We start from the raw sequence: 11,491 nt of genomic DNA, 5'->3' as shown, positions 1-11,491 counted from the left end.
GAGACCATGCCAATGCTCCCTAGCACCGCAACCGTTCTTGTCGTCGAGGATGAAGCGTTCCTGCTGTTTGCCATCGCCGACGAACTGCGCGAGGTGGGATTTTCGGTGTTTGAAGCGAGCAACGCCGACCAGGCCATCACGCTTCTTGAAACGCAGCGGGACATCAGCATCCTGTTCACCGACATCGACATGCCAGGATCAATGGATGGCCTGCGCCTTTCGGCGGCCGTCCGTGACCGATGGCCGCCGGTCAAGATCATCGTCACCTCCGGCAAGCGCAGGCCCGACAGCGGCGCCATGCCGGACGGTGGCGTCTTCCTGCCGAAGCCCTACGCGCCTGAAACGGTGGCCGCCACTATCCGCCAGTTGATTTCATAGCCCGCGGCTCGGCGGGGAAAATCCCTTGTAGCACAAGAGGATGGATTAAGGCCCGGAATCAGCGCGACAGCGTCTTAGAGCGATTGGCTCGTCAGTCCGAAGCCTTCCCCAAAGTGTCGGCCACCACGGCGCCACGCTCCCCCATCGGCAAGGGTGGGCCCGTCGTCGAGTCCATCGCCGTCTGATGCTCCATTTCCGCATTGATGGCGGCGCCGGAGATCAGGATGATCACCGAAATCCATGTCCACATCATCAGGCCGACGACCGCGCCGAGCGAGCCGTAGGTCACATTGTAATTGGCAAAATGCTGCAGATAGAACGAAAACATCCATGAGGCGGCGATCCACACCACCGTCGCGATCAGCGCGCCCCAGCTCAGCCATCGCCACTTCGCCTTCGCCCGGCTCGGCCCGAAGCGGTAGAGCAAGGAGATGCCGGTGACGATGGCCACCAGCAGGATCGGCCAGCGAGCAGCCGCGATGAGCGTCTCCTTCCAGGCATCGAGGTAGAAATAGGTAAGCAGCGCCGGAACGACGCCCACCATCAGGAACAGCAGGATGCCGATGACCAGGGCGCCCATGGTGAAGGTGATCGACATCAGGTTGAGTTTTAGAAAACTGCGCTTCTCCCGCTCCTCGTAGGCGATGTTCATCGCGTCGAACAACGCCTTCATGCCGCTGTTCGCACTCCACAGCGCAATGGCCAGGCCGACGAAGAAGCCGGTGCCCAGGGCGCCGGTGTTCTGTTTCGCCAGGGCCTGCAATTGCTGACGTATGAGGTCGAGCCCGGCCGAAGGCAGCAGGCTTCCCAGATACGCCACATGGTCGGCCACGGTCCTGGGATCGGCCACGAATCCGTAAAGCGAGACAAAGGCGGCCAGTGCCGGAAACAGCGCGAGCAGTAGATAGAACGTCGCTCCCGCGGCGACGAGCAGCACGCGGTCCTTGTTGAACTCTTCCCAAAGCCGCCAGCCTATATCCTTCCAGCCCAGCGCCGGAATCTGCGAAGGCCATGCGGCATCCCTGCCCCGGTCGCCTTCCTCCGTGGCCAGCGCTATCCTGCTGCTTCGTTTCGACCGCGAGGCGCGACGCTGGGCGTCGTCATCGATGATCGACTTTGGCCTGCCCGATGATTTCGACGAAGTTGCCATTGCGGTCCCCAAGTCCTGCCCTCCCTGAAATGAGCTCGGCTGGCTTCCGGTTCCATCGGGAGCGGACCACGTTGCGAACAAAGCATAAACGATGCTTGATGGGGTATGACCATCGCCGCGCGTGATTCGACCTTGCAGCCAGCCTATCTCGCCAAGCTGAACGACCAGCAGCGTCTGGCCGTCGAGCATGGCGACGGGCGCGTCTCCGGGCCGCTGCTGGTGATAGCCGGCGCAGGGTCGGGCAAGACAAGCACGCTGGCGCACCGCGTCGCCCATCTCATCGTCAAGGGCGCCGACCCGCGGCGCATCCTGTTGATGACGTTTTCGCGCCGCGCCGCGTCCGAAATGGCCAAGCGTGTCGAGCGGATCGCTGGCGAGGTGCTTGGCCGCGATGCCGCCGTCATCACCGACGCGCTGACCTGGGCTGGCACCTTTCACGGCATTGGCGCCAGGCTGCTGCGCGATTATGCGCTGGAGATCGGGCTGGACCCTGCCTTCACCATCCACGACCGCGAGGATTCCGCCGACCTGATGAATTTGGCGCGGCACGACCTTGGCTTGTCGAAGACCGAGGCCCGCTTTCCGGCCAAGGGCACATGCCTCGCCATCTATTCGCGCGCCGTCAACGCGCAGGCGCCATTGAACGAGGTGCTCGGTTCGGCATTTCCCTGGTGCTCCGGCTGGGCCGAGGAGTTGAAACAGCTCTTCGCGGCCTATGTCGAGGCCAAACAGGCGCAGAACGTGCTCGATTACGACGACCTGCTGCTCTACTGGGCGCAGATGGCGCACGAGCCCGAGATCGCCAGCCATCTGGGCGGACGTTTCGACCATGTACTGGTCGACGAATACCAGGACACGAACCGCCTGCAGGCGTCGATCCTGCTGGCGCTCAAGCCAGACGGCGCCGGGCTGACGGTGGTTGGCGACGATGCGCAATCGATCTATTCGTTTCGCGCCGCCGAGGTCCGCAACATCCTCGACTTTCCCCGGCAGTTCGCCCGGCCGGCCGAGATCGTCCTGCTGGAGCGCAACTATCGGTCCACGCAACCCATCCTGGCCGCGGCCAACGCCGTCATCGACGGGGCGTCCGAGCGCTTCACCAAGAACCTGTGGTCGGACCGTAAATCGCTGCGCAAGCCGGAACTGGTCACCGTCCGCGACGAGGCCGACCAGGCCAACTATGTCTGCCAGGCGATCCTGGCCGAACGCGAGGCCGGCACTGCGCTGAAATCGCAAGCGGTGCTGTTTCGCGCCTCCCACCACAGCGGCCCGCTGGAGATCGAGCTGACCCGCCGCAACATTCCCTTCGTCAAGTTCGGCGGCCTCAAATTCCTCGATGCCGCCCATGTCAAGGATGTCCTGGCGGTACTGCGCTTCGCCGAGAACCCGCGCGACCGTGTCGCCGGCTTCCGCGTCCTGCAACTCCTGCCGGGCATCGGTCCGTCAGCCGCAACGGCAATCGTGGAAAGTATGGCGGCGGCGCTCGATGAGACGATGGGCCTGGCGCGCTACCGGCCGCCGCAGCGCGCCGCCGATGATTGGCCCGCTTTCGTCGAAACCTTCTCGCAGCTGCGTGCCGGATCCGGGAAATGGCCGGCCGACCTCGAGCGGGTGCGGCTGTGGTATGAGCCACATCTGGAACGCATGCACGAAGACGCCACGACTCGCCGTGCCGACCTTTTGCAGCTCGAACAGATCGCCTCCGGCTATGCCTCGCGCGAACGCTTCCTCACCGAACTGACGCTCGATCCTCCGGACGCCACCAGCGACCAGGCGGGGCCACCACATCTCGACGAGGATTATCTGATCCTGTCGACCATCCATTCGGCCAAGGGCCAGGAATGGAAGAACGTCTTTGTGCTCAATACCGTTGACGGCTGCATCCCGATCGACCTCGGCGTCGGCAGCAAGGACGAGATCGACGAAGAACGCCGGCTGCTCTACGTGGCGATGACGCGCGCCAAGGATGGCCTGCAGATGGTCATGCCGCAACGCTTTTTCGTCCATGGTCAGGCGGCGCGTGGCGACCGTCACGTCTACGCCTCGCGCACCCGCTTCATCCCGGCCTCGATCCTCGGCGCATTCGAACAGACGACATGGCCAATCGCACAACTCACCGAAGGCAGATCGCCACGGCCCGAGATCCGTGTTGATATCGGCGCACGCATGCGCGGCATGTGGAAATAGGCCGCCGGCGCAGGAACGTTTCCCGATCGAACTCGTTCTTCAGCTCGGCACCCGAACGAGCAATACGGACGGAAGCGCCATGCGCCGCTGGGGGCTTGCGAGATCGGTTATCGCGCGGCGTTGGGATAACGGAGGCAGGACGTGGCAACAGACCGGCATGAACGCATTCGCAAACGCGCGCATCAGATTTGGATCGACGAAGGAAAACCCTTCCACCAGCATGAGCGCCACTGGGAACAGGCGATAACTGATATCAACAGGGAAGACGCTGAAAGTTCCGGCACGCATTCCAAGGCGGCGACCGCGGGCTCCGCTGAGCGAGTGGCAGGGGCAGGTCCCGCGCTTGCCGAGCACTCGAAGGACGCCGCCAAGCCTGCGGGCCGAAAGCCAAAACGCGCAGAAAAGTAAAGCGGCCAGGCCCGGCAACCAAGCCAGGCCATCAAAATGAGAGGACCCGCGTTCCGACGCGGATGGTCAGGGTAGCAATATGCGCAAAGAACTGTCGGACATTCGCCAGGCCCTGAAGAGCGGCGTTCGAACAGAGCTGCAGGCCAGCAAACTGGCGAAGGTAGCAGCCGCGGCTCTCCATCCGAAGGCCACGGCAACAGGAGAAAAGCTCGAAGAGGCATTTCGCCTTCATTCCGATCGCCGATCAACTTCGCGGCGAGAGTGCGGCTGCGCGCGAGTCCGCGATCGAGTTGCTGGACCAGGCAGCGAAAGAGGCAACGCACAAGAAGAATTAGCGCCATCAGGAACGCCTAGCGCTTTGGCGCGATCAAAAAAGTCGCGTTTTAACAAAAGGATACCGTCTCATCCTGAATCCGCGACAAAGGCGATGGAACCTCCGTTCGTGCCGCGCGTTCTGGTGCGTCCCGAACTCCAATCGCGGACACCATTTCCGGACGTTTTCCGACAATCCCAGGAGCCTTTCATGCACGAGAAACTGTTTCATTCGCCCGTCGCGATAACCGTTGGCCTCGGCTTCAAGCGCGAGATCGCCTCGCTGACCGAGATGCATGATTTCCTGACCGAATGGTCGACGGCGCGGCGTGGGCCGCTCTACCAGAACGCGGTCAAGGCCTGCGATCTCGCGGTCCCAGGTTACCTCACCATCGAACAGGCACGCCGCGCACTGGTTGCCTTCGCCGAAGCCGCGGGTGTTTTGTGGCCGGATGTGGAACCGGCGATTCCCACGCACGCCGTTGCACGCGGCTATGGCGGCTTCGCCGCATAACCCTCGATTTCAAGCTGATCGAAGACCCGCGAAGCTGAACGAGATGCGGGGCCGGTCAAGCCCACTGGGCGTCGACGAAAGCCCCTCCCTCCGAAGGTCGGGCTTTCGTGATTTATGGGTACAATTGCAAATCGGGATGTCGAGGAACGCCTCGCTCGCCTGCCGGCCAATCTTCCCAAACAGCCAGAATGCTAAGTCCGGTCAACGGTTGCGGGAGCGTGACGTGCGGCTTGGCTTGGCCGGCGCCTGAATCGGTTCGGACGGTCGAGCCGCGAGCCGAAGCGCTTTCAACCGCGCCGTCTTTTGTTCACGCGCCGAGCGCTCGGCCTCTATCACGATCTGAGATTCGCGCTTGGCCCGTTCATCGCGTTGCGTATCGACCTTCGCGCGGGTCATCCTCCCGCCTCCAGCAAGGCATCGAAGCGCACGCTGCGGCCTCGGGCAACGGCCAGTTCGGCAACAAGATCGATGAGTTCCCGGTCGGACAGTTCGCAGTCCGGCATCACCGTTTTCAAGGCCAGCAAGGCATGGCGCAACGATATGGGACTGGCCGTGGTCTTGCGGCTGTCGACATACTGCTCGGCGATCTGCCTGAAGCTTTGCTCCCGTCCCTTCGTCATATCAACCACCTCCTCGTCTAGGGAGCATGCGACGGAGGGATCGGGACGGCGATATCAAATGATAGGCGCAAGAGGTTTTCCGCCGCACGGTTTCAATCGCTCCAGGCGGAATCCAGCGTCAGCGACGCCTCGAAGACCGGACGTCCGGATTCGTCCCTGACCTTCACCATGATCCGCGTCCAATCGCCGTCGAACATCTCGTCGCGCAGGACATCGGGAAGAATGCGTATGGCTTCGTGCCGCAGCCGGGCACGCGTCTCGAAAACCTGGCCCTCGTCATCAACAGTCAGGCCGTCGCCGTGGTAGAGATCGAGGTAATATCGGGGCATGGTTCCGGTTCATGTGAATTGAAGTTACGACCTTGCTTGAGACGTTCAATTCCCTCCCGTACAAGTTGTTCCATTCACTGTGGTATTTGCCGGCGAACAAGCGCACGCTAACAAATGTTAATGCCTGTTATCGCCTGAAGGCCTAGAGGTTCGCGAAGCCGCCCCTTGCTTCCAATAGAACCCTTGGCGATCGGCTCTATAGCCCTTTTGCTGGAGGTCGCGGTGCTGGAATCCCTCTATCTGAATCTTGGCCAGCACGATGCTCTGTCCGATGCCGAGAAAGCACTGCTGGCCGGCGCGATGTCGTCCGAAAAGCACTTTGCGATCGGCCAGGACATCGTCGCGTCCGGGTCGCGGCCGACCTACAGCACCTTGATTCTCGACGGACTGGCGGCACGCTACAAGGTGCTGGAGGATGGAGGCCGCCAATTCACCTCGCTACAGGTGCCCGGCGACTTTGTCGACCTTCATGCCTTCCTGCTGAAGACCATGGATCACGGCATCGTCGCCCTTTCGCCATGCCATGTGATCTTCGCCGACCATAGCAAGCTTCGCACCATTACCGAGGAAGCACCGCACCTGACCCGGCTTTTATGGCTGGACACGCTGGTTGACGGCGCAATCCACCGCGAATGGATCGTTGCGATGGGCAGGCGGTCGAAGACCGCGCATCTTGCTCATCTTGTCTGTGAACTCTTTGTCAGGCTCCAGGTCGTCAAGCATACCAATGGCATGAGTTTCCACCTGCCATTGTCGCAAGCCGAACTGGCCGATGTCCTTGGCCTGTCCGTGGTGCATATGAACCGCGTCATCGGCGCGTTGCGAAAAATCGGCGTAATCAGTTGGTCGAACCACACCGTGACCATTCTGGACTGGCACCGGCTGCAGGAAATCGCCGAGTTCGACCCGACCTATCTCAGCATGATGCGCGAGCCGCGTTGAAACGAGCCGGCACTCGTCAGGCTTCCGTGCCGAAGCCTGTGTCGTTTGCGCACGATGACAATTCCTGGTTGCTGGGCTAGCGTGACGTCAAAAATACCGTCAGAAAGCATCTAAGTGCCCCACGACTTCCAAGCCGACATCGACGCGATCACGCGCATCGACGCCATCCCCACCATCCTGGACGTTGTCTGTCGAACGACCGGCATGGGTTTTGTCGCGGTGGCCCGCGTCACCGACGAACGCTGGATCGCCTGCAGCGTGCTCGACAGGATCGATTTCGGCCTGCAACCTGGCGGCGAGCTGCAAGTCCAGACAACGATCTGCAGCGAAATCCGGCAAAGCCACGAAGCGGTGGCCATCGACAGCGTTGCCGATGACGGTGTCTATTGCGGTCATCTCACCCCGGCACGATATGGCTTCCAGAGCTACATATCGGTGCCCATCATCCGCCGCGACGGCTCCTTCTTCGGCACGCTCTGCGCGATCGACCCCAAGCCCGCGCGGCTGAAGAACCCGGAAACGATGGGAATGTTCCGGCTGTTCGCCGATCTGATCGCGACCCATCTGGATTCGGCGGAGCGCCTCGACAAGGCCGAAACCGAGGCCGCCCAGCAGCGCTCGCAAAAGGAATTGCGCGAACAGTTCATCGCCGTGCTGGGCCACGACCTGCGCAATCCGCTGGCCTCGATCGCCGCTGGCGTAAAGATGCTGAAGCGCGCGCCGGACAAGGCAAAGACAGAACACCTGCTTGCCCTGATGGAGGGCAGCGTCGTCAGGATGGGCGGCCTGATCGACAATGTGCTGGATTTCGCACGCAGCCGTATGGGCGCGGCGCTTGTCCTGCGGGAGCCTCACACCAAGTCGGTCGGGCCCATACTTGACCAGATCGTCGATGAATTGCGTTCCGTTCATCCGGACCGGACCATCGAAACTGATTTCGAGGTCGCGAGGCCATTCTCCGCCGACCATCTGCGGCTGGCAAGGCTGTTCTCCAATCTCCTCGGCAATTCGCTGGTGCACGGCGTCGCCACGCAACCCGTGCGGATAAGCGCATCGACGGTGGATGATCGTTTCGTGTTCTCCGTAGCCAATTCAGGCCAAGCCATCCCGCGGGAGGTCATCGACAATCTTTTCCAGCCCTTCGTGCGCGGCAAGGGTGAAGGACAGCAGGGACTCGGCCTCGGCCTCTACATCGCTTCGCAAATCGCCAAGATGCATGGTGGCACGCTGGAGGCGGCATCCAACGATGACGAGACCCGCATGACGTTCACCATGCCCATCGGAGGCTGACTATGGTCGAATGATCCGCCCGATGATGCTGTCCTCGACGTCACTCAGGCCAGTCAACTCATGGATCAGCCCCTGTTCATGCGCCCGGGACTGCGCCTCACCCGCGAGACCTTCGGCGACAGCCCTGCGAAATGCGTTTCGCAAGATCTCGAAATCGAAAGCTGAATACGGCCGTCAGCGCCATCGTCTTCCATCGTATCATCCCGTGGCGGGAGCACGATCTACACCCTCAAGCGCCGGCGCTCGTTCGATGGCTGGCGACACGACAGGCTACGCTCATCATAACCACTTAGCGATTCGGAACCGAAAGCGTCGGTAACAGTTGGGAACGACAGGAGTTTTTCCGATGTCCAACCAACCGGAAACGAACCCGTCGGGTCTGATCGACACGTTGCGTCGAACCTGGCACAGCCTGCGCGCCATCAGGCGGGATGTGGCCGATGGCGGTCACATCGAGACCATGAGCGACATCGATTCCCTTGTGGGCATGGCCCAGCAGGAAGCGGAACACCAGTTGCAGGCACAGGGATTCCCGGCTGGCGCGCCGGTTGAAATCTCCGAGCTGGCGCCAAACGAAAGCCCACCACCTCCCCCCGAGGTGGTGGGCCCTTCGGGCGGCCGGTGAGGGCATCCGGAAACCGGCCGCAACGAGCAACTGCCGTGGTGGCATCGCACCGCGTTCTCACATCGTCATTCAAATTTGATGCACTGCAAGCAGGAACCCGCCGCCTCCGGCACGGAACGAAAGGGGCGGTCGCATGTTACTTTAGCTGAGGAACACATAAGCGCACGGTAGGCGTGCGGCATTTTCTAGCAATTGGTCAAGACATGTCGCAGCCACTGCCGAGCACCGCAACAGCCGATATCGTCAAGCAGCCGGAAACACCTAAGCTTCTGGAAATACTCGGACCAGGCCTGATCACGGGCGCTTCCGACGACGACCCCAGCGGGATCGCAACCTATTCCCAAGTGGGTGCGCAGTTCGGCTACGGCATGGGTTGGGTCATGCTTTTCAGCTGGCCCCTCATGTGCGCCATCCAGGAGATCGCCGCGCGGATCGGGCGTGTCACTGGACAAGGAATTGCCGGCAATCTGAAAAAACACTATCCGGCGAGCGTCGGGGTTTCCATTGTCTCGCTTCTCGTTATCGCCAACATCATCAACATCGGCGCCGACCTCGGCGCGATGGGCGCGGCGCTGAAGCTCATTATCGGCGGACCGGCTCTGCTGTACGTTGCGCTGTTTGGCCTCGTGACCGTTCTGCTTGAGGTCTATTCCCGCTACTCTCGCTATGTATCCATACTCAAATGGATGACGCTCTCACTCTTCGCCTATGTCGGCATTGTCTTCGTGGTGAAGATCCCTTGGGCGACCGTCGGCTACAACCTCGTGGTTCCGCAAATCAAATTCAATGCACCTTACATTACCGCCGTCGTCGCGATTCTCGGTACAACGATCAGCCCCTACCTGTTCTTCTGGCAGGCTGGAGAGGAAGTGGAGCAGGTGCGCGAAGACGCGGGCTCCGATCCTCTCAAGCGGGCACCGGAGCAGGCAAAGGCGGAATTCAAGCGCATCCGCATTGATACCTACCTCGGCATGGCCCTATCGAACACGGTGGCCCTGTTCATCATCATAACAACCGCGGCGACGCTGAACGCCCATGGCGTCACCGACATCCAGACCTCGTCCCAGGCGGCCGAGGCCTTGCGGCCGATTGCCGGCCCACTTGCCTTCTTCATCTTCGCACTCGGCATCATCGGCACAGGCCTGCTGGCTCTGCCTGTCCTGGCGGGGTCTTCGGCCTATGCGCTGGGCGAAACCTTCGGCTGGAATGTCGGCCTGGCGCGCAAGCCACACCGCGCCAAGGCTTTTTATGGTGCGATTGCCGTGGCCACGCTGGTCGGCGTGGGCCTCAATTTCAGCCCCATCGATCCGATCAAGGCGCTGTTCTGGAGCGCCGTCATCAATGGCGTGGTTGCCGTTCCGGTGATGGGCATGATGATGCATCTTTCCAGCAAGCGTGAGGCGATGGGCAGTTTCCAATTGAATGTTGGATTGAGAATCGTCGGCTGGCTGGCGACGGCGGTGATGGCGGTGGCCGCCATCGGCCTGTTCGCCACCTGGGGTTCGTAATCCTGCGTTCACTGCGCCCCGCGGGCAAACGGCTTCTTTCGCAATCGCCCCCGTTAACGTCGTCATGTCAGTCCGATTCAATTCGCGACAGGGCCGTCCCAATCCTGTATCCATTGACGGTGAGAGGGCCCCACGCCTCGGATTGGCTTAAAGCCCATGTTCTACCCCATTGAGAATGTCGAGGATGCGCAGACGCTGGCGCAGGCCATCGTCAATACGATCGCGGAACCGTTTTTGGTCCTCGACGAGAAATTCCGCGTGCTGGAAGCCAGCCGTTCGTTCTACAGCACCTTCAAGGTCGACCCCGAGCAGACACGCGGCTCCCTGCTCTACGCGCTTGGCGATGGCCAATGGGACATCCCGGCACTGCGCCTTTTGCTGGAGACGATCATCCCCGAGAAGACCGCGATGGACGGTTTTGAGGTCGACCATGATTTCCCGGGGATCGGCCGCCGCACCATGCTGCTCAATGCGCGCAAGGTGCTCTACGACCACAGTTCGGCCATCACCATCCTTCTGGCGTTCAATGACATAACCGCCCGTCGTGTCGTCGAGAACGAAAAGGCGGAATTGCTCAGCCGTACCAAGGATCTGCTCAACCAGAAGGACGTGCTGCTCCGCGAAATGGAGCACCGGGTCGCCAACAGCCTGCAGATCATCGCCAGCATCTTGTTGTTGAAGGCTCGCTCTGTCACATCCGAAGAGACGCGCCAGCATCTCAAGGACGCGCATCAGCGCGTGATGTCGGTCGCCGAGGTACAACGTCATCTCCACACCTCGTCCGGCGTCGACGAGATCGATGTCGGCTCTTACCTCTCGAAACTGTGCGGAAGCCTGGCGTTGTCCATGGTCGGCGAAGCCCAGCCGATCGCGGTCACCGTGACGGCCGAAGGCGGCAGGATGGATTCGCAACGGGCCGTCAGCCTGGGACTGATCGTCACCGAACTCGTCCTCAACGCGATCAAATACGCCTTTCCGAAAGAGAAGGCCGACGCTCGCATCCAGGTGACCTACGAGACCGCCGGCAGCGACTGGGAACTGACGGTTTCGGACAATGGTGTCGGAAAGGCCGCCAACGATGTGCCAGGCACCGGTCTTGGAACGGCAATCGTCGAGGCGCTGGTGAAACAGCTTGAAGCCAAGGTGGAAACCATAAGCGACGCTGCCGGCACCAGCGTGTCCATAACCAGGGCGACATTCACCTCAAAGGTACCGCGGGCAGCGTAGA

Annotated in this window: 13 protein-coding genes; 9 read left to right on the top strand and 4 right to left on the bottom strand. The window is 61.4% G+C overall.

Going from position 1 to position 11,491, the window contains the following annotated elements; translation table 11 throughout:
* Positions 1–12: 12 nt before the first annotated feature.
* Positions 13–378 carry a response regulator gene (locus ACO07C_RS00135; RefSeq protein ID WP_421912214.1) on the top strand — a complete coding sequence of 122 codons (366 nt, stop codon included), beginning with the start codon at positions 13–15 and terminating at the stop codon, positions 376–378.
* 91 nt (positions 379–469) lie between these two features.
* Here the strand turns inward: ACO07C_RS00135 and ACO07C_RS00130 are convergent, their stop codons facing one another.
* Positions 470–1,528, bottom strand: coding sequence for a YihY/virulence factor BrkB family protein (locus tag ACO07C_RS00130; RefSeq protein ID WP_421912213.1), 1,059 nt, complete (start codon positions 1,526–1,528; stop codon positions 470–472).
* Between the two features lie 105 nt (positions 1,529–1,633).
* On the opposite strand from ACO07C_RS00130, the gene ACO07C_RS00125 reads away from it, so the two are divergent.
* From ACO07C_RS00125 to ACO07C_RS00115, 3 genes are all read left to right on the top strand, one after another.
* A complete protein-coding gene (locus ACO07C_RS00125; RefSeq protein WP_421912212.1) occupies positions 1,634–3,715 on the top strand; it encodes an ATP-dependent helicase in 2,082 nt (693 codons plus the stop codon).
* 141 nt (positions 3,716–3,856) lie between these two features.
* Complete coding sequence (locus ACO07C_RS00120; RefSeq protein ID WP_421912211.1) at positions 3,857–4,123, top strand: DUF2934 domain-containing protein; 267 nt, start codon at positions 3,857–3,859, stop codon at positions 4,121–4,123.
* Between the two features lie 523 nt (positions 4,124–4,646).
* Positions 4,647–4,949: a DUF982 domain-containing protein gene (locus ACO07C_RS00115; protein ID WP_421912210.1), complete on the top strand. Its 303-nt coding sequence runs from the start codon at positions 4,647–4,649 to the stop codon at positions 4,947–4,949.
* 201 nt (positions 4,950–5,150) lie between these two features.
* On the opposite strand, the gene ACO07C_RS00110 is transcribed toward ACO07C_RS00115, so the two are convergent.
* The 3 genes from ACO07C_RS00110 to ACO07C_RS00100 form a co-directional block, all read right to left on the bottom strand.
* The gene (locus ACO07C_RS00110; RefSeq protein WP_421912209.1) at positions 5,151–5,345 is read right to left on the bottom strand and encodes a hypothetical protein; all 195 of its coding nucleotides are present in this window, start codon (positions 5,343–5,345) and stop codon (positions 5,151–5,153) included.
* The gene (locus ACO07C_RS00105; RefSeq protein WP_421912208.1) at positions 5,342–5,569 is read right to left on the bottom strand and encodes a hypothetical protein; all 228 of its coding nucleotides are present in this window, start codon (positions 5,567–5,569) and stop codon (positions 5,342–5,344) included. Before ACO07C_RS00105 ends, ACO07C_RS00110 begins: the two co-directional genes overlap by 4 nt.
* Positions 5,570–5,661: 92 nt before the next feature.
* Complete coding sequence (locus ACO07C_RS00100) at positions 5,662–5,898, bottom strand: DUF6894 family protein (RefSeq protein WP_421912207.1); 237 nt, start codon at positions 5,896–5,898, stop codon at positions 5,662–5,664.
* Positions 5,899–6,120: 222 nt separating this feature from the next.
* Here ACO07C_RS00100 and ACO07C_RS00095 point away from each other — a divergent pair, with 222 nt between their 5' ends.
* From ACO07C_RS00095 to ACO07C_RS00075, 5 genes are all read left to right on the top strand, one after another.
* Positions 6,121–6,840 carry a Crp/Fnr family transcriptional regulator gene (locus ACO07C_RS00095; protein ID WP_421912206.1) on the top strand — a complete coding sequence of 240 codons (720 nt, stop codon included), beginning with the start codon at positions 6,121–6,123 and terminating at the stop codon, positions 6,838–6,840.
* A 114-nt stretch (positions 6,841–6,954) separates the two neighbouring features.
* Entirely contained in the window at positions 6,955–8,130 is a 1,176-nt protein-coding gene (locus ACO07C_RS00090) for a GAF domain-containing sensor histidine kinase (protein ID WP_421912205.1), read from the top strand.
* A gap of 346 nt (positions 8,131–8,476) precedes the next feature.
* Positions 8,477–8,755, top strand: coding sequence for a hypothetical protein (locus ACO07C_RS00085; protein ID WP_421912204.1), 279 nt, complete (start codon positions 8,477–8,479; stop codon positions 8,753–8,755).
* A gap of 203 nt (positions 8,756–8,958) precedes the next feature.
* Positions 8,959–10,263: an NRAMP family divalent metal transporter gene (locus ACO07C_RS00080; RefSeq protein ID WP_421912203.1), complete on the top strand. Its 1,305-nt coding sequence runs from the start codon at positions 8,959–8,961 to the stop codon at positions 10,261–10,263.
* 156 nt (positions 10,264–10,419) lie between these two features.
* Positions 10,420–11,490, top strand: coding sequence for a sensor histidine kinase (locus tag ACO07C_RS00075; RefSeq protein WP_421912202.1), 1,071 nt, complete (start codon positions 10,420–10,422; stop codon positions 11,488–11,490).
* Position 11,491 lies beyond the last annotated feature (1 nt).

Origin of the sequence: Mesorhizobium sp., from assembly GCF_965229135.1 — a bacterium.
GTDB lineage: Bacteria > Pseudomonadota > Alphaproteobacteria > Rhizobiales > Rhizobiaceae > Mesorhizobium.
This window is presented reverse-complemented; position numbering and strand designations above follow the sequence as displayed.